This is a genomic window from Pseudonocardia cypriaca, from assembly GCF_006717045.1.
Lineage (GTDB): Bacteria > Actinomycetota > Actinomycetes > Mycobacteriales > Pseudonocardiaceae > Pseudonocardia > Pseudonocardia cypriaca.
On sequence record NZ_VFPH01000001.1, the window covers coordinates 58838 to 80141 of the forward strand.

The following is a 21304-nucleotide window of genomic DNA, read 5'->3' on the forward strand; positions in this document are numbered from 1 at the left end:
CTCGCCGTGCTCCCGGCCGCGACATAGTGTGTCGGCGTGGTGCTCCCTCGCGGCGACGGCGACGGCTGGACCCACTGCGCGCTCGGCCACAAGCACTGGGGCATCTTCGGTGCGGCCGGGCTCCTGCTGTGGCACGGGGAGTGCATCCTGCTGCAGCACCGCGCGCTGTGGAGCCACTACGGCGGCACCTGGGGCCTGCTCGGCGGCGCCCGCAACCGCGCGGAGTCGCCGGAGCAGGCGGCGCAGCGCGAGGCGGCCGAGGAGGCCGGTCTCGCCGCCGACTCCTACGACATCACCGGCACCTACGTCGACGACCACGGCGGGTGGTCCTACACCACCGTGGTGGGCCAGGCCCGCACGGCGGCGCTGCCCGCGGCGCTCACCGCCGAGACGCTCGAGGTGCGCTGGGTGCGCGCCGCGTCGGTCCACGACCTGCCGCTGCACCCCGGCTTCGCGGCGACGTGGGAGACGGTCCGCGCCATCGCTTAGGTTAGTGGTCGGGTCGCTCGCCGGGCGGGGTCTGCAGCCGTCGCTGTCGTGGGGCCTCCTGCGCGGGGTCTGCCTGCTCAGGGCCTCCTGGCGGCGCCGCGCATTGTGCGGGGCCGCTCCTCACAGCTCAAGGGCGCCTGCGGCGTCGCTTCGCGATCGCTGGCGCGACCCTTGACCTGCGAGCCTCTGCGGCCCCTGAGGGCAAGCTTCGCGGGCAGGCCCATGGGCCTGCCCTCCTTGGTGCGCGACACCGCCAGGAGGCCGGTGTCGGAGATCTTCTTGCCCGTCGCGCACCGGGTTTGGGCTCGCGCACCCCTTGTCGGTCCACGCAACCGGTCGACGGGCAGCGTGGGCCGATAACGGGCGCGTGGAGCTTGCGGATCACCCCGAGCAGTACACGACGGCTTCGCCGGTGACCCTGGAGTGCTTCTCGCGCTGATCAGCCTGGCCGCGTCCTCGGTCCCGCCCATCATCGCCAGTTCGGCGCGTTTCCGGGCTGTTCTTGGGGGCTTTTCGCGCCGAGGCCGTGATCATGGTGGTCGGACCGGCCTTCGGTGGCGCCGCGCGCCGAAGGGGCAGGCTGCTGGCCTGCCCGCGAAGCGGGCCTTCAGGGGTCGTAGAGGCTCGCGGGTCAAGGGTCGCGCCAGCGATCGCGCAGCGACGCGCAGCGCCCTTGAGGCGTGAGGGGCGGCCCCGCACGATGCGCGGCGCCACCGAAGGCATGGTTGGGGGTGGGCCTGGGCGACGGGCGGCGCCACCAACACTCGTGTCCGAACAAGGTGTGGCTATCCTAAGCCGTGCTCACGACCGGGCGAACCGCCACAGCGCTCCGCGGCGCCGACCTCGATCTCGGCTACCACGGCGTCCAGGTCGTCCACGCGGCCGGCGCATGCATCCGGGCCGGGCAGGTCACCGCCCTCGTGGGCCCCAACGGCAGCGGCAAGTCCACGCTCCTGCGCGCACTCGCGCGGCTGCACCGCCCGGACCGCGGGGAGATCGTCCTCGACGGGGACACGTCCGTCGACGCCCTCGCCCTCACCCGGCGGGAGTTCGCCCGCCGGGTCACCCTGCTCACCCAGAGCCGCCCGGTCCCGACCGGGGTGTCGGTGCACGACGTCGTCGGGTTCGGCCGGTACCCCCATCGGGGGCGGTTCCGCGGCGACGATCCCGAAGGGCCGGCCGCTGTCGAGCGCGCGATGGCGCTCACCCGCGTGGCCGACCTGGCGGACCGGCCGGTCGACGAGCTGTCCGGTGGGCAGCTGCAGCGGGTCTGGCTCGCGTGCTGCCTGGCCCAGGACACCGCCGTGCTGCTGCTCGACGAGCCCACCAACCACCTCGACCTGCGCTACCAGGTGGAGATCCTCGACCTGGTGCGCGACCTCGCCGACGAGTCCGGCATCGCGGTCGGCGTGGTCCTGCACGACCTCGACCAGGCCGCCGCCGTGGCCGACGAGGTCGTGGTGCTCGCGGGTGGACGCGTGCGCGCGGTCGGGCCGCCGGCAGCGGTCCTCACGCCCGAGCTGCTCACCGAGGCCTACGGGATCCAGGTCGCGGTCGACCGCGACCCGGTCACCGGGCTCCTGCGCATCCGGCCGGTCGGCCGGCACACCAACAGGCACAAGAAGGAGTCAGCATGAGAGGACGGCGGATCCGCGTCGCCCTTGGTGCGGCCGTGGCCGCGCTGGTGCTCGCAGCGTGCGGTACCACCGAGGCGCCGGCCGGCGCGCCGGCGTCCCCCGCTCCGGCGGGCGGCGCGCAGGTCACGGTCACCGACGCCCGAGGCAAGCAGGTCACCTTCGACGGGCCGGTCACCCGGGCGGTGGGACTCGAGTGGGCACTGGTCGAGCACCTCGTCTCGCTCGGTGTGATGCCGGTGGGCGTCGCCGACGTCGCGGGCTACTCGGCTTGGGTGCAGGCCGCTCCGCTCACCGCCGACGTCACCGACGTCGGGGTCCGCGGCGAGCCGAGCATCGAGACGATCGCGAGGCTGCAGCCGGACGTCGTGTTCGCCACCCCGGACATGAACGAGGGCGCGATCGCGCAGATCGAGGCGTTCGCCCCCGTCGTCGTCATGCGCGACGCCGATGCCTCCGACGCGGTCGGCCAGATGCGCCGCAACGTGGAGCTGGTCGCCCAGGTCACCGGGAAGCAGGCGCAGGCGGCGCAGCTGCTCGCCGGGTTCGACGCCGCCGTCGCCGACGGGGCGCAGCGGATCGCGGCGGCCGGTCTGGCCGGGCGCCGGATCGCCTTCGCCGACGGCTACCTCGACGGCGGCCGCCTCTCGATCCGCGCGTTCACCGACGGCTCGCTGATCGGGACGGTGACACGCGAGCTGGGCCTGGTCAACGCGTGGGCGATGAAGGGCGACGAGAGCTACGGCACGGCCACCACCGACGTCGAGGGGCTCACCACGCTCGGCGACGTCGAGTTCGTCTACTGGACCAACAAGGTGGAAGGGCCCGACCCGTTCGTCGACGGGCTCGCCGGCAACGCCGTCTGGCAGTCGCTGCCGTTCGTGCAGGCCGGGAACGTCGAGCGGCTGCCCGACGGGATCTGGATGTTCGGCGGGCCCGCGTCGATGCGCCAGTACATCGACGCGATCACGGTCGCGCTCGCCGGTTGACGGTGCAGGACGTCCTCCTCGCGCCACGGGTGACCTCACGGGTCACCGTGGCCGTGGTCGCCGCGCTCGGCGTCGCGATCGTCCTGGTGCTCTCGGCGGTGCACCTCACGCAGGGCACGTCCAGCGTGTCCGCCGCGGACCTGATCGCGCTGCTCACGGGAGCCGGATCGGACCGGACAGCGGCGGTGCTCGTGGCCTCGCGGATGCCGCGGCTGCTGGCCGGTGTCGTCGTGGGAGCCGCGCTCGGAGCCGCCGGTGCCGGTCTCCAGTCGATCACCCGCAACGCCCTCGCGGCACCGGACACCCTCGCAGTCAACGCGGGCGCGCACCTCGTGATCGTCGCCTGCGCGGCGTTCGGGCTGGTGGTGCCGGTGGAGGCGTCGGCCCTGCTGGCGTTCGCGGGCGGGCTGGCCGCTGCCGCGCTCGTGTTCGGCATGTCCGGCGGCGGGACCGGGCCGACCCGCCTCGTCCTGGCCGGGTCGGCGGTGTCGCTCGCCCTCTTCGCGCTGGTCAGCGTGCTGATCCTGCTGTTCACCGAGGAGACAACCGGGCTGTACGCGTGGGGCAGCGGCCAGCTCGCGCAGATCGGCTTCGGCTCGGTGGCCCGGATGGCCCCGGTGGTACTGCTCGGGATCGCCGGGCTCGTCGCGCTCGGCAGGCGGCTCGACGTGCTCGGCCTCGGCGACGACACCGCAGTGGTGCTGGGCGTACCGGTGCGCCGCACGCGGGTCGTGGTGGCGGTGCTCACCGTGCTGCTGGCGGCCGCGGCCGTGACGGTCGCGGGTCCGGTCGGGTTCGTCGGGCTCTGCGCCCCGGCAGCCGTCCGGCTGGTCGCGCCGCTCGTGCCCGGCCTGTACCGGCACCGGGTGCTCGTGCCGATGTCAGCGCTCGCCGGCATCGGCGTGGTGCTCGCCGCCGACGTGCTGGTCCGGCTCCTGCTGGGCGGGCAGGGCGGTGTCGAGGTGCCGACGGGGGTCGTGACCACCCTCTTCGGGGCGGTCGTGCTGGTGGCGGTGGCCCGCCGGTTCCGCGACTCGGGCCCGGTGCGCCAGGCACCGGCCGCCCGCTCCGGACGCCTGCGCGGGCGCCGGACCTTCCTGCTCGTCACGGCCGTGACCGTCGCGCTCACCTGCGCCACCGCGGCGGGGAGCCTCCTGTTCGGCGACGCGTTCCTGCTCATGGGCGACGTCGCGAACTGGCTCGCCGGCCGCGCCGGACCCGTCACCACGTTCGTGCTGGACGCGCGGGTTCCGCGGGTGCTCGCCGCGCTGCTCGCAGGCGCGGCGCTGGCCGTCGCAGGCGCGGTGGTGCAGTCGGTGTGCCGCAACCCGCTCGCCGAGCCGGCGCTGCTCGGGGTGAGCGGCGGGGCGGGCGTCGCGGCGGTCGCGGTGATCACGATCGCGCCTGCCGTCGGCGTCTGGACGCTCTCCGGCAGCGCCGCTCTCGGCGCGCTGCTGGCATCGGCGCTGGTGTTCGGCCTCGCCGCCCGCGGCGGGCTGGCCACCGACCGGCTCGTGCTGGTCGGGGTCGGGGTCTCCTACGGCTCGATGGCCCTGATCACGCTCATGATCGTGTTCACCGACCCGTGGAACGAGGCGAAGGCCCTCACCTGGCTCTCCGGCTCGACGTACGGGCGGACCTTCCCGCAGGTGATCCCGGTCGCCGCCGTGCTGCTGCTCGCCGGGGCCGCGTTCGTCCGCGTCCGCGACGAGCTCGACCTCCTCGCCCTCGACGAGGACACGCCCCGCGTGCTGGGCATCGCGCTCGGGAGGGCCCGGCTGGCGCTGCTCGCCACCGCGGCCGTGCTCACGGCCACCGCGGTCTCGGCCATCGGGCTGCTCGCCTTCGTGGGGCTCGTGGCCCCGCACGCCGCGCGGGCGCTGGTCGGGTCCCGGCACGCGCGGGTGCTGCCGGTCGCCGCGATGCTCGGGGGCCTGCTGGTGTGCCTGGCCGACGTCCTCGGGCGCACCGTCATCGCACCCGCCCAGCTGCCGGCGGGCACCCTCACGGCGCTCATCGGCACGCCGTACTTCGCGTGGCTCCTGTGGCGGTCCCGGATGTTCACCGGCTGATCAGAGCGGCCGGGGCTCGCCGGCCCTCCGCGTCGCCCGCCCGCGGGTCGCGGCGGCCGGGCGGGGATGATGCCCGCCATGGGGCGGCTGATCGTCGTTGAAGGGCTGGACGGGGCCGGCAAGCGCACGCTGTCCGACGCGCTGTGCGCGGCGCTCGCCGCCAAGGGTGCGCGGGTCGCCCGCTTCGCGTTCCCCCGCTACGACTCCGACGTGCACGCCGAGCTGGCCCGCGAGGCCCTCTACGGCCGCCACGGCGACCTGGCCGCGTCCGTGCACGGGATGGCGCTGCTCTTCGCGCTGGACCGCCGCGCAGCCGCGCCGGAGCTGCGGGCCGCTCGCGAGGCGCACGACGTCGTGCTGATCGACCGCTACATCGCCTCCAACGCCGCGTACAACGCCGCGCGCCTGCACCAGCCCGGCGACGGCGAGTTCGCGAGCTGGGTGCGGGAGCTGGAGGTGGAGCGGTTCGGGGTGCCGGTACCGGACCACCAGCTGCTGCTCGCCGTGCCGCGCGAGGTGGCGGCGCAGCGGGCCGCGCACCGGGAGCGCACCGAGGAGGGCCGGGAGCGGGACGCCTACGAGTCGGACGCGGACCTCCAGGAACGCACGGCTGTGGCGTACGCGCAGCTCGCGGCCTCGTCCTGGCTGTCGGAGTGGACGGTGCTGGACGGCAGCGCCTCCATCGATGCCGACGCGCTCGCCGCTCAGCTACTCGGGTAGGTCCGGGGCACCGGTCCGGGCCAGGTGAACGTGCGCCCGGAGGGGTGCAGTTCGGCCGAAACCGCGGGTCCGAGGCGGGCGCGCGATCCGTAGTGGGATGCTGCGCTCATGAAGTCGCGCGTTCTGGTGGTCGACGACGACCCGGCGCTTGCCGAGATGTTGACGATCGTGTTGCGGGGCGAGGGGTTCGACACCGCAGTGGTCGCCGACGGCACCCGGGCCCTTCCGGCCGTCCGGGAGCTGCGGCCCGACGTCGTGCTGCTCGACCTGATGCTCCCCGGCATGAACGGCATCGACGTGTGCCGCGCCATCCGGTCCGAGTCCGGGGTGCCGATCGTGATGCTGACCGCCAAGAGCGACACCGTCGACATCGTGCTCGGCCTGGAGTCGGGCGCCGACGACTACGTCGTGAAGCCGTTCAAGCCGAAGGAGCTGGTGGCGCGCATCCGGGCCCGGGTCCGGCGCACCGAGGCCGAGCCGGCCGAGCAGCTCGCGATCGGCGACGTCACCATCGACGTGCCTGCGCACCAGGTCGTGCGCGACGGCCAGCAGATCGCGCTCACCCCGCTGGAGTTCGACCTGCTCGTGGCGCTGGCGCGCAAGCCGCGGCAGGTGTTCACGCGCGAGGTCCTGCTCGAGCAGGTGTGGGGGTACCGGCACGCGGCCGACACGCGGCTGGTGAACGTCCACGTGCAGCGGCTGCGGTCGAAGGTCGAGCGCGATCCCGAGCACCCCGAGGTCGTGTTGACGGTCCGCGGCGTCGGGTACAAGGCGGGACCGCCGTGACCACCCGGCCATGATCATTCGGCGGGTTCGCCGTGGCCTCGCTCCCAGCCGGCAGCTGATCGCGGAGCTGACCGAGGCGTGGAACCAGGCGTGGCGCCGCTCGCTGCAGATGCGGGTCGTGATCAGCACGCTGGCGCTGTCGACTGCTGTCGTGCTGGTGCTCGGCCTCGTGCTGCAGACGCAGATCGCGCAGCGGCTGCTGCAGGCCAAGGAGGCCGACGCCCGGGTGCGCACGGAGACCGGCGCGGTGCTCCTGGAGGGGGACCTCGCAGGCGTCGACCCGGACCGCGAGGGTGCGCAGGGCGAGCTCAACAACGCCCTCGACCGGTTGACGAATGCGAGCTCCGCTGAGGACCAGCCGGCCACGGCGGGCGAGTTCCGGGCGGTGCTCACCACGAGCGCGCGGGACGCGGGCGCTCAGGTGGCCGCAGGCCCTGTCGAGGACGTCCCGGCGACCCTGCGCGAGGCGGTGGCGGCGGGCACGCTCTCCAACCAGTACACGACCACCCTCACCGAGCAGGGTGTCGAGGTCCCGACGCTCGTCGTCGGGCAGCCGGTGCGCACGGCCGTCGGTGACCTGGAGTTCTACCTGCTGTTCCCGCTCACCGCCGAGCAACGCACGCTCGGGACGGTGCAGAGCACGCTGATCGTGGGCGGGCTGGTGCTCCTGCTGCTGCTCGCCGGCATCGCGGGCATCGTCACGCGGCAGGTCGTGCGGCCGGTGCGGCAGGCCGCCGAGATCGCGGAACGGTTCGCCGACGGTCACCTCGACGAGCGGATGCCCGTGCAGGGCGAGGACGAGGTCGCCCGGCTCGCCGAGTCCTACAACGAGATGGCGAGCAGCATCCAGAGCCAGATCCGCCAGCTGGAGGAGTTCGGCGCGCTGCAGCGGCGGTTCACCTCCGACGTGAGTCACGAGCTGCGCACTCCGCTCACCACCGTGCGGATGGCCGCGGACGTGCTGCACGCCTCGCGGGAGGAGATGGTGCCGGCGCTGCGGCGCAGCTCGGAGCTGCTCGTCGCGGAGCTGGACCGGTTCGAGGCGCTGCTCGCGGACCTGCTCGAGATCAGCAGGTTGGACGCGGGCGTCGCGGAACTGGGGGCCGAGCGCGTCGACATGCACGGGGTCGTCAACCGGGCCGTCGAGGCGGTCCGCGGCATCGCCGACGAGACGGGCACCCCGCTGGAGCTGGACCTGCCGGTCGGCGTGCCCGCCGAGGTCGACCCGCGTCGCGTGGAGCGGATCGTGCGCAACCTCGTCGCCAACGCGATCGACCACAGCGAGGGCAAGCCGGTCCGCGTCGTGCTCCGCGCCGACGAGCGGGCCGTCGCGGTGCTCGTGCGCGACCAGGGTGTCGGTCTGCGGCCCGGCGAGGCCGGCCTGGTGTTCAACCGGTTCTGGCGCGCCGAGGAGTCGAGGGCCCGGCGCAGCGGCGGCAGCGGGCTGGGGCTCTCCATCGCCATCGAGGACGCCCGCCTGCACGGCGGGTGGTTGCAGGCGTGGGGCGAGATCGGGAAGGGCGCCGCGTTCCGGCTGACGCTGCCGCGCAACGTCGGAGACGTCGTCGAGGCGAGCCCACTGCCGCTCGGACCCGACGAGCCGTCGGCCCCGATCGCCGAGCCGGCCTCGGTTCCCACCCCGCCGCGCGCCCGCACGACCACCACCGTGCCCGCGCGGCCCGACCCCTACCTGCAGGAGGGGACGTGAACCGCGCTGCGCTCGTGCCGGCCCTCCTGCTCGCGCTCGCCGCGCTGGCCGGGTGCGCGAGCGTGCCCGAGAGCTCACCGGTGCAGGTGCTGCGCCAGGTCGGGGGCGGCGAGGACGCGCTCGTGCCGCCCGGCCCGGTCGCCGGTAGCAACCCGCTCGACCTGGTGCGCGACTTCGTGTTCGCCTCGGGCAGCAGCACCGAGCGGCACGGCGCGGCCCGCCGGTTCCTCTCCGCCGACGCCGAGGGGTGGGACGACTCGGCGGGCCTCACCGTGCTCGACGGGCAGTTCGACACCGTCCCCGCCCCCGGCGCGGCCAACCCGGGCTCGGACACCACCACGATCCGGATCCGCGGCACGGCGATCGGGCGCCTCACCTCCTCGGGATCGTTCGAGCCCGGGCAGGCGATGTTCCAGCAGGACGTCACCGTCGTGCGCCGCGACGGCCAGTGGCGGATCTCCCAGCTCCCGCCCGGTGTCGTCGTGCCGCTCTCGGTCTTCCGGGACAACTACAAGCCGGTGCGCACCTGGTTCGTCGACCCGGTGCGCAGGCTCGCGATCGCCGACGTGCGCCACGTGCCGAGCGTCCCGGCGCGCGCCCAGGCCGCGCGCGTGATGGAGCTGCTGCTCGCCGGGCCGTCCGGGGCGCTCACCGGCGCGGCCGTCTCGCTGCTCCCGCCCGGCGCGCAGCTGCGTTCGAACCTGACGACGACCGACGACGGCGCCGTGGTCGTCGACCTCACCCGCCTCGGCGACCTCGACGAGTCGTCCCGCCAGCTGCTCGCCGCCCAGGTGGTGTTGTCGCTGTCCGAGGTGAACGTCGGGCGCGTCCGGCTGCTGGCGGACGGCGAGCCGCTCCTGCCCGACCGGCAGGACCTCACCCGCGAGGACGTCGCCGCGCTGTCGGCCGAGATCGAGCCGGGCGCCGACGTGCCGGGGCTCGTCGTGGCCGGTGGGCGGGTGCGCCAGCTCAGCGGCCCGGAACCGAGCGTCCCGCTCCCCGGCGTGCTCGGCGACGGTTCCTACGACGTGGAGTCGGCGGCATCCACCGTCGACGGGAGGCGGCTCGCCGCCGTGGCCCACATCGGTGCGCAGCGCACGCTGCTCGTCGGCAACGGCGCCGCCGGTGGTGTCACGGCGGTCCCGCTCACCGCGGGCACGATGACCAGGCCGTCCTGGACACCCACCGGCGGCGAGGTCTGGACCGTGCTGGACTCCGCGGTCGTCGCCAGGGTGCTCGTCGACAACACGGCGCCGCCCCGGACCGGCCGCGTCAACGCCGACGAGCTCGCCGCGGTCGGACCGATCGCGGACCTGCGGCTGTCGCGGGACGGCGTGCGCGTCGTCGCCGTCGTCGGCGGTGGCCTCTACACCGGTGCGATCGCCCGCACCATCGACGGCGAGGTCGCGATCCGCAACGTCCGGAGGCTGCGCTCCGACGACCTGGGGGCGGTCGTGGCGGCGGACTGGCGCTCCCCCGAGTCGATCGTCGCGATCACCCGCAGCCCCGAGATGCTGGTCGGGCAGGTCACCGTCGACGGCCTCGTCGTCCAGCAGATCGTGAGCAACAACCTCACCGCGCCGCTCACCGCGATCGCGGCGGCGGCCAACCGCCCCCTGTGGGTCACCGACCAGACCGGGGTCTGGAGCTTCGGCGGCGGCGACCAGGTCGCATGGCGCCAGGTGCTCGGGGGCGCCCCCGACGCCGTCCCCCTCTACCCGGGCTGACGCGCAGCGACTCGGGTGCACTGAACCCGCGACTCGCGGAGGGTCTCTGACCCCCTTCCGCGAGTCGCGCTGTGAGTGCGCGCGAGTCGGGGCCTGGGTGCGCGCGAGTCGCGGTGACGGCCGCGGTTGTGGACAACTCGGGTTCGGCCGGGCCCGGGTGACGGGAGTGGCCGCGATGCTGGTCTCGTGGACGTGCGGGGGATGGCGGCGGCGCTGGTCGATCTCGTGCTGCCGGGGGACTGCGCGGGGTGTGGTGCGCCCGTGCAGCCGTGGTGCCCGCAGTGCCGCGCACAGCTGGGCCCACCGACGCGGCCACCCCTGTCGGGCGGGCCGGTCGTGCTCGCCGTCGGACGGTACACCGGGCCGCTGCGTTCGGCATTGCTCCGTTACAAGGAACGCGGCAGGCGGAACATCGCGGGGCCGCTCGGGGTGCTGCTCACGGCCGCGGTCGACGAGGCGGTCGGGCCGTCGCCCGTGTGGCTCGTGCCGGCCCCGTCGCGCCCGGCCGCGGCGCGGGCGCGCGGCGGCGACCACGTCGCACGGCTGTGCCGAGCGGTCGCGGCGCGACGGCCCGGGGTGCGGGTCGCGCGGCCGTTGCGGCTGGGCAGCGGGGCCCGCGACTCGGTGGGGCTCGACGCGGAGCAGCGGGCCGCCAACCTCGCCGGTCGGGTGCGCGTGCGCCCCGCCGCGCTGCCCGGTTCCGGCACCGTGCTGCTCGTCGACGACGTCGTCACGACCGGCGCCACCCTCCGGACCTGCTACGACGCGCTCGCCACCGTCGATGTCGGGGTGGGAGCGGCGGTCGTGCTGTGCGACGCCACCAGCCCGTTGATCACGGGCGGCGCGCAATCGTACCCCCGGCGGTGAGCCGGCGGAACCAACTCGACGCCGAATCCACCCGGCTCGGGCACTCTGCGTTCAGAGGGCTGTTGCCGAACCGTGATGCGCGTTACCGTGCTCCGCATCCCACCGAGGCACCCATCAGGAGGATCCGATCGAGCGCCGGGGGTGGGCAGTCCCCGGCGACCCAGCAACGTCAACCCGACGCCCAGAGCGATACTGAGAGCGAGGGAAGTCTGCGTGGAGATCGTTGTCACCGGCCGGAACGTCGAGGTCCCAGACCACTTCCGGGTCCATGTGGCCGAGAAGATCGGTCGACTTGAGCGGTACGACCACAAGATCGTGGGCATGGAGGTCGAGCTCTTCCACGAGCGCAACCGCCGCCAGCTCAAGAACTGCCAGCGCGTCGAGATCACCGGCAGGGGGTGCGGGCCCGTCGCGAGAGCCGAGGCCTGCGCGCAGGACTTCTACGCCGCACTGGACGCCGCGGTCGGCAAGCTCGAGGCGCGGCTGCGCCGCTCGCACGACCGCCGTCGCGTCACCGGCAAGCGCGCCCGCGTGATGGCGGCCCGTGGCGCCGCCACCGCGGTGCTCGACGACCTGGCCGTCTCGGCCGACGACCGCGCGGACGACCGGATGGACGACGGGGCCGACCTCCGCGCCGACGACACGATCGACGTCGACATCCCCGGCCCGCGCATCCACGACGAGGACCTGCCCGAGGCGATCCCGGGCCGCATCGTCCGGGAGAAGGTGCACCCGGCCAAGCCGATGACCGTCGACGACGCGCTGTCCCGGATGGAGCTCGTCGGACACGACTTCTACCTGTTCGCCGACGTCGACAGCGGCCAGCCGTGCGTCGTCTACCGGCGCAAGGGCTACGACTACGGGATGATCCGCCTGGAGCACTAGCCCGCATCTCCTGTTCGCTCAGAAGGGGCGGCTCGCGTCCGACCGGAACGCGGGCCGCCCCTTCGGCGTTGTTCCGGTGGCGGCTCCCCGCTTCGCTACCCTGGTCGGGGTAGCGCGAGCTCAGGCAGGGCTGCGTGAACGCGAGAACTGGTCCGCGAAGGCGAATGAGGTCGATCCGTGCCGCTGTTGAACCGTCTGCTCCGCGCCGGCGAGACCAAGCTGGTGAAGCGGCTCGCGAAGTACGCCCAGGCGATCGATGATCTCGAGCCGGAGATGCAGGCGCTCACCGACGCCGAGCTGCGGGCGAAGACCGAGGAGTTCCGCGAGCGCTACCGCGACGGCGAGTCGCTCGACGACATGATGTTCGAGGCGTTCGCGGTGGTGCGCGAGGCTGCGGTCCGCACGCTCGGGCAGCGGGCGTACCCCGTCCAGCTCATGGGTGGCGGGGCGCTGCACCTCGGCAACATCGCCGAGATGAAGACCGGTGAGGGCAAGACCCTCACGTCGGTGTTCCCCGTCTACCTCAACGCGCTGTCCGGCGACGGCGTGCACGTCGTCACCACCAACGACTACCTGGCCAAGCGCGACTCCGAGAAGATGGGGCGGATCCACCGCTTCCTCGGCCTCACGGTCGGGGTGATCCTCTCGGAGATGCCGCCCGCGGTGCGGCGCGAGCAGTACGCGGCCGACATCACCTACGGCACCAACAACGAGTTCGGCTTCGACTACCTGCGCGACAACATGGCCTGGAAGAAGGCCGACATGGTGCAGCGCGGGCACAACTTCGCCATCGTCGACGAGGCCGACTCCATCCTGATCGACGAGGCCCGCACCCCGCTGATCATCTCCGGCCCCGCGGAGGCGAGCTCGCGCTGGTACCAGGCGTTCGCCGACATGGCCAACGGCCGCGGCACCGCGCGGGTGGCCATGCGCGGCTACGACGTCACCGGGCTCTCGCCGCAGGAGCTGAACCGGCGCAGTGCCGAGATCCAGCAGTACGACTACGAGTACGACCTGAAGAAGCGCACGATCGGTGTCACCGACAAGGGCGTGAAGCACGTCGAGGACCAGCTCGGGATCGACAACCTGTACGAGGCGGCCAACACCCCGCTCGTCGGGTACCTGAACAACGCGCTCAAGGCCAAGGAGCTGTTCAAGAAGGACCGGGACTACATCGTCCGCGACGGCCAGGTCCTCATCGTCGACGAGTTCACCGGCCGCGTGCTGGCGGGGCGGCGCTACAACGAGGGCATGCACCAGGCCATCGAGGCCAAGGAACAGGTGCAGGTCCAGAACGAGAACCAGACGCTCGCCACGATCACCCTCCAGAACTACTTCCGGCTCTACACGAAGCTCTCGGGCATGACGGGCACCGCCCAGACCGAGGCGGCCGAGCTGCACCAGATCTACAAGCTGGGCGTGGTGTCGATCCCCACCAACCGGCCGATGATCCGCGTGGACCAGCCGGACCTGATCTACAAGACCGAAGAGGCGAAGTTCGACGCTGTCGCCGCCGACATCGCCGACAAGTACCGCGCGGGCCAGCCGGTGCTGGTCGGCACCACGAGCGTGGAGAAGTCGGAGTACCTGTCGGGGCTGCTGCGGCGGCTGCAGGTGCCGCACAACGTGCTGAACGCCAAGCAGCACGAGAAGGAAGCGGCGATCGTCGCGCAGGCCGGGCACGCGGGCGCCGTCACGGTGGCCACGAACATGGCCGGTCGTGGTACCGACATCATGCTCGGCGGCAACCCGGAGTTCCTCGCCGACCTCGAGCTGCGCCGCCGTGGGCTCGACCCGGTCGAGACGCGCGAGGAGTACGAGGCGGCCTGGGAGAAGACGCTCAGGACGATGGAGGAGCAGGTCGCCGAGGAGGCCGAGGAGGTCAAGGCGGCGGGCGGGCTCTACGTGCTCGGCACCGAGCGGCACGAGTCGCGGCGCATCGACAACCAGCTGCGCGGCCGGTCGGGCCGCCAGGGCGACCCGGGCGAGTCGCGGTTCTACCTCTCGCTCGGCGACGACCTGATGCGCCGCTTCAACGGCCAGCTGGTCGAGTCGATCATGAACCGGTTCAACCTGCCCGACGACGTCCCGATCGAGGCGGGCATGGTCACCAAGGCCATCCGCAGCGCCCAGACCCAGGTCGAGCAGCAGAACTTCGAGATCCGCAAGAACGTCCTCAAGTACGACGAGGTGCTCAACAAGCAGCGCACCGTCATCTACGAGGAGCGGCGCCGCGTCCTCGACGGCGAGAACATCCAGTCGCAGATCGAGCACATGCTCGAGGACGTGATCCGGGCGTACGTCGACGGCGCCACCGCCGAGGGCTACGCCGAGGACTGGGACTTCGAGAAGCTCTGGACGGCCCTGCGCACCACCGTCTACCCCATCGGCATCCGCTGGCAGGATCTCGCGGGCGACGACGAGGACGCGGTCGAGGACCTCACGAAGGAGAGCCTGTACGAGGCGATCCTCGCCGACGCCCGCGAGGCGTACGCGCGGCGGGAGGCCGAGGTCGACCAGCTCATCGCCCCGCTCGGCGGGATGCGCGAGCTGGAGCGGCAGGTCCTGCTCACGGTGATCGACCGCAAGTGGCGCGAGCACCTCTACGAGATGGACTACCTCAAGGAGGGCATCGGCCTGCGGGCCATGGCGCAGCGCGACCCGCTGATCGAGTACCAGCGCGAGGGCTTCGACATGTTCCAGGCGATGTCGGAGGGCATCAAGGAGGAGACGGTCGGCTACCTGTTCAACGCCACCGTGCAGGCCGTGCCACCTGCGCAGGCCGCTCCGGCCGCCGAGAGCGCAGCGGCGGCCCAGCCGGCGGCCGCCAAGCCGGCCGGCGCCGCTCCCGCCCAGGAGGCCCCGCCCGCCGCGCGTCGCGCACCTGCGCAGGCCGTGGGCGGCCGGCACGCGGCGCCGGGTGGTGGCGACCCCACGGGCCCCGGCAGCGTGCTCCCGGCGGCGTTCCGCGGTTCCCGGCCCACCGAGCTGCGCTACAGCGGCCCGACGGAGGACGGCGGCACCGCCCGCACCCGGCCCGGTGCGGGCGGGCGCGACGGCAGCCGGGGCGAGTCCACGGCGGCCGGCACGGCCGAGCCGTCACGCAACCGGCCGTGCCCGTGCGGTTCGGGGCGCAAGTACAAGCAGTGCCACGGCTCGCCCACCGCGGCGCGTCCCTGAGCGGCCCGAGCGCCTGATCGTCGGTCCGGTGCGGAAGCGGCCGGATCCGGCCGCTTCCGCACCGGACGGGCGGCCGTGGCCTGTGCGCGGCGGGGTTCGCGTGGCGCGCCGAGCAACCGCACCGCGGTGCACCGCCACCGACCGTCGGTGCGCTCGAACCGGGCGGCGAGTGCGCGCACGGCGCCGTCGATCTCGCACGGCACGGCGATCTCGGCTACGCCTGATCGGGGCATGCACAGCCGCATCCGGCCGCGCCGGATCGGCGCCTTGGTGAGGCGTCGACCCGGGATGGCCCGCCAGTAGCGCAGGGGTTCGGGCGCGAAGTACGGCTCGAGCTGGAGGGGTGAGCGCCTGCCGCCGAGCACCTCGATGGCGAGGCGCAGGATCCGGGTGACGCCGTGGTGCGCCTCGACGAACTCGCGCGCCGCGCTCGACGCGCGCTCGTGCAGGTGCGGTACGGCCAGCCCGGCGCGAACCGGTGCCTCGCCGGGTCCCGGCTCGTAGTGGACCGGTCGCAGGCGGGGCCGGATGGGATCGGCGGCCGGGTCGGGCGGGGCGATCGTCATGGCGCGATCGTCCCGGCCGCGAGCTGCTCGCGAGGGCCGAACGAGTTGCTTCGCATCCATACGGTACGTGCGCGCATCGTCGCCGTCGTACCGTCGCGGCGTGGATCCGGCGACCGAGCCGCTCGACCGGCTGCTCGTACGCACCGGGCTGGCCGTGCAGCGGTTCACGCGGAGGGTGGCCGCCGCCCACGGGCTGAGCGCCACCGCCCTCGATGTGCTCGGTGCGCTCGTCGAGCTCGACGAGGTGTCGCACCGCGACCTGGCAGGCGCCCTCCGGCTCGCCCCCGCCACGCTCACCCCGGTCCTCGACGCGCTGGAAGGGGCGGGAGCGCTCACGCGCGTGCGGGACGGCTCCGACCGCCGGGTCGTGCGGGTCTCGATCACCGAGCGGGGCAGGCAGCGGTACGCCGAGGCTTCAGCGGGTGTCACGGACGCGGTGGCCCGCCTGCCCACGCCGTCCGGCGAGCAGGTCGAGCTGATCCGCGCCCACCTGCTCGACGTGCTGGAGGCGGTGGACCGCGCCGCGCCGTGACACCGGTTGCGGCGAGCTCCTCAACGAGCGCGTCCTGGGCCGTGACCATCGGTCCGACGCCGGTCCTCGGCGCGATCGATGATCCGTGTGATGAATGCGAGCGCAGCGATGAGGGTGAGGATCGCCGGGAGGAAGGTGGTGACGGTCCAGTACTGGAGCACGATCTCCCAGACCGTGGGCTGCATCTAGATCCTCCGATGGCACGAACGCGGCGGTCACCGCGATCGTCCAGCCCTTCGCTGCCATGCCGTTGCCAGCGGGCTGCCGGGCAGGTGCCCTGATCACCGGTTCCGTGGCCCCGGTCGAGCACGCCCGGCGTCGAGCACCAGCCGGGACGGCGCCGGCTCCACGACCGGGCCGTAGCTCACGCCGTGCAGTCGGTGCGTGCGGGGCGAAGTCGGTGTGCGACGGTCGAGCGCATGGCACTGCGGGCGCTGGTGATGGACTACGCGGGGGTGCTCACCGACGGGCCGCAGCTGCTCGACGTGGTCCGACGGGTGCGCTCTGCCGGGGTGCCCACCGCGCTCGTGACCGACGCGGAGACGGTGCCGGAGGACTGCGCCGCCGCGTTCGACCTGGTGGTGCTCGGCGCCGCGCTGGGCGTTCGGAAGCCGGATCCGGAGCTGTACCGGCAGGTGGCCGCCCGGCTCGGGGTGGCCGTCACCGGCTGCGTGGTGGTCGACGACCACGCGCGCAACGTGCGCGGCGCCCGCGCCGCGGGCGCGGTGGTGGTGCACCACCACGAAGAAGCGGCCACGATCGCCGAGGTGGAGGCCCTGTTCGACCTACCGGTCTGAGCCCTCGTCGTCGTCCGGTCCGTCACCGCGGCGCGGCATGGCGGCGGCCTGGGGCTCGTCCGGCGGCGCCGGGTCGTCCCCGGTGCCGCTGGTCGTGGCGTCGCGCAGGATGTTCTCGAGGAAGCCTTCCTCGCCGGGGGCGGACCGTTCCTCGCGCTCGTCTCCCATGCGGGAGGAGTCTCCGGAGCGGCCCGGCCCCAAACGACCTGATCAGTGCTGGGTCGAACGGTGGGGGATCACTGCGGCGGAGGCGGCGGCTCCTCCTCGGGGGCCCTGGTGGTGTCGCCTTCGCCCGTCATCTCCTGCAGCTTGTCGACGCCCTGGTCGATGTGCTCGTCGTGGCCGGCGAAGCGCTCCTTGCCCATCTCACCGGCTCTGTCCAGGCCCTGGTCGACCTTGTCGTCGTGCTGGTCCATCAGTTCCCTGGCTTTGTCCATGAAACCCATGCCTGCACCATGGCCCTGCTGCGCCGCTCGTGCAGCACGTCTCACTCCTTCGGGCGTAGCCGGACGTGTGACGGGCGCAGGTCGTCGACGCTGTTGACGCCGATCAGCTGCAGGGTGCGCACGATCTCGGCGGCCAGGATCGTGACGGCCTTCTCGACGCCGAGCCGGCCGCCCGCCATCAGGCCGTAGAGGTACGCGCGTCCGACCAGGGCGGCGCGGGCGCCGAGCGCGACGGCCGCGAGTACGTCGGCGCCGTGGGTGACTCCGGTGTCGATGAGGACCTCGGCGCGGTCGCCGAGGGCCTGGACGGTGGGCTCGACCAGCTCCAGCGGCACGGGAGCGCGGTCGAGCTGGCGGCCGCCGTGGTTGGACAGGAGCACGGCGTCGGCGCCCGCGTCGACCACGCGCACGGCGTCGTCCACGCTCTGGATGCCCTTGATCACGAGCTTGCCCGGCCAGGTCTCGCGCAGCCACGCGACGTCGTCGATGGTGAGGGCGGGGTCGAAGACCCGGTTGATCATGTCTTCGACCGAGCCGTAGGTGGCGTCGAGGCTGGCGAAGTTCAGCGGCTCGGTGGTGAGCATGTTGAACCACCAGTGCGGGTGGCGGGCGCCGTCGAGGAAGGTACGCAGCGTCAGTGCGGGCGGGATCGTGAGCCCGTTGCGGATGTCGCGCAGCCGCGCCCCGCCGACCGGGGTGTCGACGGTGAGCATCATGGTGTCGTAGCCGGCTGCTGCGGCGCGCTGCACGAGGTCCTTGGCGGGGGCGCGGTCGCGCCACAGGTAGAGCTGGAACCACTTGCGGGCCCGGGGCGCAGCAGCCGCAACGTCCTCGATGGTGGTGGTGCCCATCGTGGAGAGCGTGTACGGGATGTCGAACTCCTGCGCCACGGACGCGACGGCGGGCTCGCCGGAGTGGTGCATCATCCGCGTGAAGCCGGTGGGGGCGAACGCGAGCGGCAGGCTCGCCCGGCGGCCGAGGATCTCCCGCCCGGTGTCGGTCTCCGAGACGTCGCGCAGGACGGTCGGGGTGAACTCGACCCGGGCGTAGGCCCGGCGGGCGCGCTGCAGCGAGAGCTCCCCGTCGGCGGCGCCGTCGACGTAGTCGAACACCGCGCGCGGGGTGCGCCTGCGCGCGATCGTCCGCAGGTCCGCGATGCTCGCCGCGCGCCGCAACCGCCGCTCGTCCGCGTCCCACACGAACGGGGCCGGCCGCAGCAGGGGGCGCAGTTCGGACGGGCGGGGCATCCGGCGCTGGACCATGCAGCCACCCTATGTCGCGCACCGCCGACTGCGAGGTCGTCGAGGTCGGCGCTCGTACGCTGGGCCGGAGAACACGCGAGAGGGGATGATCGAGATCGCCACCCAGGCCGGCGCGGCCGCGCAGCCCCGCACGCCCCTGAGCAAGGCGCGGGTCCTGGACGCCGCCGTCGCGCTCGCCGACGAGGGCGGCGTCGACGCTCTCAGCATGCGCAGGATCGCGCAGGCGCTCGGCGTCGTGCCCATGGCGCTGTACAAGCACGTGGCCAACAAGAACGAGCTGCTGGACGGCATGATCGACGTCGTCATCGGCGAGATCGACCCGCCCGCCGACGGGGCCGACTGGAAGACTGCCATCCGTCGGCGGGTGTTGTCGGCCCGCCGCATGCTCCTGCGCCACCCGTGGGCCTCGGGCGTCATCGAGTCGCGGATGAAGGCGCGGGCCAACCCGACCCTCGTGGTGATGGAGTACCTGGACTCGATGATCGGGATCTTCCGGGGAGGGGGGTTCTCGATCGACTTGACCCATCACGCGATGCACGTCATGGGCAGCCGCCTGCTGGGTTTCTCCCAGGAGTTGTTCGAGGACGGCGCCGGCCGTGACCCGGAGCCGGACATGCCGCCGCCCGAGGAGATCGCCGCGCGTTTCCCGCACATCGCCGAGCTGGCCATGGCGGTCGCCCACGACGACGAGTCGGTCGTCGGCTCGGGCTGCGACGACCAGTTCGAGTTCGAGTTCGCCCTCGACCTGACGTTGGACGGCCTTGAGCGGCTCCACGGCGACCCCTGACAATCGGTCTTGACCGGTGTATGGCGTACACCTAGTGTGCTCCACGACGGGTGTACGCAGTACACTGCCGATCGATGGGGAGACGCCGGTGAAGGCGATCGTCCAAGAGCGTTTCGGTCCGCCCGACGTCCTGCGGCTGGCCGACATCGACCCGCCCCGCACCGGCCCCGGCGATGTCCTGGTCCGGGTGCACGCCGCCGCGTTGAACCCCTACGACTGGCACATGATGCGCGGCGACCCGTTCGCCGCACGCCTGACACCCGGCGTGGGCCTGACCCGCCCGAAATCTCCGGTGCTCGGCATCGATGCGGCAGGCGTGGTCGAGGCGGTCGGCGTTGACGTGCGCGGACTGCGCCCCGGCGACGAGGTGCAGGGCTTCTGCCCGGGCTCGTGCGCCGAGTACGCACGCACCACCCCGGACCTGCTCGTGCCCAAGCCCGCAGGCCTGACCTTCGAGCAGGCCGCGGCCGTCCCGATGGCCGCGGTGACCGCCCTGCGCGGCATCCGGACCGTCGGGCGGGCCCGGGCCGGGTGGCGGGTGCTGGTCAACGGTGCCGGCGGCGGGGTGGGGACCTTCGCCGTGCAGATCGGAGCCGCGCTCGGCGCGGAGGTAACCGGGGTGTGCAGCACCCGCAACCTGGAGCTGGTGCGTTCACTGGGTGCCGCCCAGGTGATCGACTACACGCGAGAGGACTTCACCGACCCCGGCAGCCGCGGGCGTTACGACCTCGTCCTGGACAACGTCGGCAACCAGCCGCTGGGCCGGCTGCGTCGGGTGCTCACGCCGGCCGGCACGCTGGTGGCCAACGGCGGCGGCTCGCCCGGCCACGTGTTCGGCGCGATCGGCGCCATGCTGCGGGTGCTGGTGGTCAACGCGTTCGTCCGCCAGCAGCTGCGGGTGATCCTCCCGGCCGCGCCGGCCGGGCCGACCCACGAGGACCTCGTGGCGGTCACCGCGCTGATCGAGGCCGGCACGCTCGCCCCGGTCGTCGACCGGACGTACACCCTGGCTGACGCGGCTGAGGGCGTGCGCCACGTGGAGCAGGGCCACGCCCGGGGCAAGGCCGTCGTCGTCGTGCAGTGAGCGTCAGGGCGACCCGAAGCGGCGGCGAGACAGCTCGAACGCCGCCACCGCCCCCGCGCTCGCCACCCCGAGCGACTCGACGCCGCCGTGCATCGGGATGGCGAGCATCCCGTCGAGCAGGGGACGGACCGACGCCGAGAGACCCTCGGTCTCGTTGCCCAGCACGAGCGCGACCCGGTCGGGCAGCGCGGTGTCGAGCAGCGAGTCGCCGCGGGCGTCCAGGCCGTACAGCGCGAACCCCGCCTCGGCCAGCGCCGTGCACCCCTCCTCGACGGTGCCGGAGCGCAGTACCGGCGCGCGGAACGCGATCCCCGCCGACGCCTTGACCACCAGCGGGTCGATGGCGGGCAGCCCGCGCCGCGCCAGCAGCACGCCGTCCAGCCCCGCCGCGGTGGCGCTGCGCAGGATCATCCCGACGTTGGCGGGGTTGGTCAGCCGGTCGAGCACCAGCACGGCGGCCGGCGCACCGGGGCGCAGCGCGGCCGTGAACTCGGCGACGGGGGCCATCCGCGGCGCGACGACGTCGGCGAGCACGCCCTGGTCGTGCCGCCCGTTGCCGGCGAGCACCTTGACCCGGTGCGCCGACGCCCGCTGGACCGGGACGCCCCGGCCGCGGGCGGCGTCGAGGATGGCCCGGACGGGCTCGCCGCGCGCCCCCTCGGCGAGCACGACCTTGTCCACGCGCAACGCCTCGTCGTCGAGCGCCTCGAGCACGGGCTTGCGGCCGTACACCGTGATGAAGGTGTCCTTCGGAGACCGCTCGCCCGCCATGT

Annotated in this window: 20 protein-coding genes and 1 pseudogene; 15 read left to right on the forward strand and 6 right to left on the reverse strand. The window is 73.5% G+C overall.

Translation table 11 applies throughout. The features are described 5' to 3' along the window. Positions 1 to 36: 36 nt before the first annotated feature. The 11 genes from FB388_RS00305 (at position 37) to secA (ending at position 15057) form a co-directional block, all read left to right on the forward strand. On the forward strand, positions 37 to 489 hold the full coding sequence (locus FB388_RS00305; RefSeq protein WP_246121415.1) for an NUDIX domain-containing protein: 453 nt from the start codon (positions 37 to 39) through the stop codon (positions 487 to 489). Positions 490 to 1286: 797 nt separating this feature from the next. Continuing rightward, positions 1287 to 2126: an ABC transporter ATP-binding protein gene (locus tag FB388_RS00310; RefSeq protein ID WP_142095452.1), complete on the forward strand. Its 840-nt coding sequence runs from the start codon at positions 1287 to 1289 to the stop codon at positions 2124 to 2126. Continuing rightward, positions 2123 to 3112, forward strand: coding sequence for an iron-siderophore ABC transporter substrate-binding protein (locus tag FB388_RS00315; protein ID WP_142095454.1), 990 nt, complete (start codon positions 2123 to 2125; stop codon positions 3110 to 3112). Before FB388_RS00310 ends, FB388_RS00315 begins: the two co-directional genes overlap by 4 nt. A 2-nt stretch (positions 3113 to 3114) precedes the next feature. Then, positions 3115 to 5184, forward strand: a complete 2070-nt coding sequence (locus FB388_RS00320; RefSeq protein ID WP_246121417.1) for an iron ABC transporter permease — start codon at positions 3115 to 3117, stop codon at positions 5182 to 5184. Between the two features lie 78 nt (positions 5185 to 5262). Beyond that, positions 5263 to 5904 carry a dTMP kinase gene (locus FB388_RS00325; protein WP_142095458.1) on the forward strand — a complete coding sequence of 214 codons (642 nt, stop codon included), beginning with the start codon at positions 5263 to 5265 and terminating at the stop codon, positions 5902 to 5904. 108 nt (positions 5905 to 6012) lie between these two features. Continuing rightward, positions 6013 to 6690, forward strand: coding sequence for an MtrAB system response regulator MtrA (gene mtrA / locus FB388_RS00330; protein ID WP_142095460.1), 678 nt, complete (start codon positions 6013 to 6015; stop codon positions 6688 to 6690). 10 nt (positions 6691 to 6700) lie between these two features. Continuing rightward, positions 6701 to 8398, forward strand: coding sequence for an MtrAB system histidine kinase MtrB (mtrB, locus tag FB388_RS00335; protein ID WP_142095462.1), 1698 nt, complete (start codon positions 6701 to 6703; stop codon positions 8396 to 8398). Beyond that, the gene (locus FB388_RS00340; protein ID WP_142095464.1) at positions 8395 to 10125 is read left to right on the forward strand and encodes an LpqB family beta-propeller domain-containing protein; all 1731 of its coding nucleotides are present in this window, start codon (positions 8395 to 8397) and stop codon (positions 10123 to 10125) included. Before mtrB ends, FB388_RS00340 begins: the two co-directional genes overlap by 4 nt. 186 nt (positions 10126 to 10311) lie before the next feature. Beyond that, complete coding sequence (locus FB388_RS00345) at positions 10312 to 10992, forward strand: ComF family protein (RefSeq protein ID WP_211361699.1); 681 nt, start codon at positions 10312 to 10314, stop codon at positions 10990 to 10992. A gap of 213 nt (positions 10993 to 11205) precedes the next feature. After that, on the forward strand, positions 11206 to 11877 hold the full coding sequence (gene hpf / locus FB388_RS00350; RefSeq protein WP_142095466.1) for a ribosome hibernation-promoting factor, HPF/YfiA family: 672 nt from the start codon (positions 11206 to 11208) through the stop codon (positions 11875 to 11877). 177 nt (positions 11878 to 12054) lie between these two features. Then, the gene (secA, locus tag FB388_RS00355) at positions 12055 to 15057 is read left to right on the forward strand and encodes a preprotein translocase subunit SecA (protein ID WP_142095468.1); all 3003 of its coding nucleotides are present in this window, start codon (positions 12055 to 12057) and stop codon (positions 15055 to 15057) included. A 125-nt stretch (positions 15058 to 15182) separates the two neighbouring features. On the opposite strand, the pseudogene FB388_RS40150 reads toward secA, so the two are convergent. After that, positions 15183 to 15683, reverse strand: a pseudogene (locus FB388_RS40150) (Rv3235 family protein); the annotation flags it as partial. A 40-nt stretch (positions 15684 to 15723) separates the two neighbouring features. On the opposite strand from FB388_RS40150, the gene FB388_RS00360 reads away from it, so the two are divergent. Further along, the gene (locus FB388_RS00360; protein ID WP_170225414.1) at positions 15724 to 16155 is read left to right on the forward strand and encodes a MarR family winged helix-turn-helix transcriptional regulator; all 432 of its coding nucleotides are present in this window, start codon (positions 15724 to 15726) and stop codon (positions 16153 to 16155) included. A gap of 20 nt (positions 16156 to 16175) precedes the next feature. On the opposite strand, the gene FB388_RS39160 is transcribed toward FB388_RS00360, so the two are convergent. Next, positions 16176 to 16340: a hypothetical protein gene (locus tag FB388_RS39160; RefSeq protein ID WP_170225415.1), complete on the reverse strand. Its 165-nt coding sequence runs from the start codon at positions 16338 to 16340 to the stop codon at positions 16176 to 16178. Positions 16341 to 16574: 234 nt separating this feature from the next. On the opposite strand from FB388_RS39160, the gene FB388_RS00365 reads away from it, so the two are divergent. Then, complete coding sequence (locus FB388_RS00365) at positions 16575 to 16952, forward strand: HAD-IA family hydrolase (RefSeq protein ID WP_142095472.1); 378 nt, start codon at positions 16575 to 16577, stop codon at positions 16950 to 16952. Here FB388_RS00365 and FB388_RS00370 read toward each other — a convergent pair. The 3 genes from FB388_RS00370 to FB388_RS00380 form a co-directional block, all read right to left on the reverse strand. Further along, positions 16941 to 17120: a hypothetical protein gene (locus FB388_RS00370; RefSeq protein WP_142095474.1), complete on the reverse strand. Its 180-nt coding sequence runs from the start codon at positions 17118 to 17120 to the stop codon at positions 16941 to 16943. The genes FB388_RS00365 and FB388_RS00370 overlap by 12 nt on opposite strands. A 68-nt stretch (positions 17121 to 17188) precedes the next feature. Further along, positions 17189 to 17398, reverse strand: coding sequence for an antitoxin (locus FB388_RS00375; protein ID WP_142095476.1), 210 nt, complete (start codon positions 17396 to 17398; stop codon positions 17189 to 17191). A 41-nt stretch (positions 17399 to 17439) separates the two neighbouring features. Next, complete coding sequence (locus tag FB388_RS00380) at positions 17440 to 18660, reverse strand: alpha-hydroxy acid oxidase (protein ID WP_142095478.1); 1221 nt, start codon at positions 18658 to 18660, stop codon at positions 17440 to 17442. A gap of 85 nt (positions 18661 to 18745) precedes the next feature. Between FB388_RS00380 and FB388_RS00385 the strand changes: the two genes are divergently transcribed. Together FB388_RS00385 and FB388_RS00390 are read left to right on the forward strand one after the other, a co-directional pair. Next, positions 18746 to 19447 carry a TetR/AcrR family transcriptional regulator gene (locus FB388_RS00385; RefSeq protein WP_142095480.1) on the forward strand — a complete coding sequence of 234 codons (702 nt, stop codon included), beginning with the start codon at positions 18746 to 18748 and terminating at the stop codon, positions 19445 to 19447. 88 nt (positions 19448 to 19535) lie between these two features. Next, the gene (locus tag FB388_RS00390; RefSeq protein ID WP_142095482.1) at positions 19536 to 20531 is read left to right on the forward strand and encodes an NAD(P)-dependent alcohol dehydrogenase; all 996 of its coding nucleotides are present in this window, start codon (positions 19536 to 19538) and stop codon (positions 20529 to 20531) included. A 3-nt stretch (positions 20532 to 20534) separates the two neighbouring features. Here FB388_RS00390 and FB388_RS00395 read toward each other — a convergent pair whose 3' ends face one another. Further along, complete coding sequence (locus FB388_RS00395; protein ID WP_142095484.1) at positions 20535 to 21302, reverse strand: TrmH family RNA methyltransferase; 768 nt, start codon at positions 21300 to 21302, stop codon at positions 20535 to 20537. Positions 21303 to 21304: the final 2 nt, after the last annotated feature.

Bases quoted from the DNA above. Each gene is read 5' to 3' on its own strand.
- mtrA (WP_142095460.1), top strand. From the start codon at position 6,013: ATGAAGTCGCGCGTTCTGGTGGTCGACGACGACCCGGCGCTTGCCGAG.
- FB388_RS00380 (WP_142095478.1), bottom strand. From the start codon at position 18,660: ATGGTCCAGCGCCGGATGCCCCGCCCGTCCGAACTGCGCCCCCTGCTG.
- mtrB (WP_142095462.1), top strand. From the start codon at position 6,701: ATGATCATTCGGCGGGTTCGCCGTGGCCTCGCTCCCAGCCGGCAGCTG.
- FB388_RS00325 (WP_142095458.1), top strand. From the start codon at position 5,263: ATGGGGCGGCTGATCGTCGTTGAAGGGCTGGACGGGGCCGGCAAGCGC.
- FB388_RS39160 (WP_170225415.1), bottom strand. From the start codon at position 16,340: ATGCAGCCCACGGTCTGGGAGATCGTGCTCCAGTACTGGACCGTCACC.
- FB388_RS00385 (WP_142095480.1), top strand. From the start codon at position 18,746: ATGATCGAGATCGCCACCCAGGCCGGCGCGGCCGCGCAGCCCCGCACG.
- FB388_RS00370 (WP_142095474.1), bottom strand. From the start codon at position 17,120: ATGGGAGACGAGCGCGAGGAACGGTCCGCCCCCGGCGAGGAAGGCTTC.
- FB388_RS00375 (WP_142095476.1), bottom strand. From the start codon at position 17,398: ATGGGTTTCATGGACAAAGCCAGGGAACTGATGGACCAGCACGACGAC.
- FB388_RS00395 (WP_142095484.1), bottom strand. From the start codon at position 21,302: ATGGCGGGCGAGCGGTCTCCGAAGGACACCTTCATCACGGTGTACGGC.
- FB388_RS00315 (WP_142095454.1), top strand. From the start codon at position 2,123: ATGAGAGGACGGCGGATCCGCGTCGCCCTTGGTGCGGCCGTGGCCGCG.
- FB388_RS00365 (WP_142095472.1), top strand. From the start codon at position 16,575: ATGGCACTGCGGGCGCTGGTGATGGACTACGCGGGGGTGCTCACCGAC.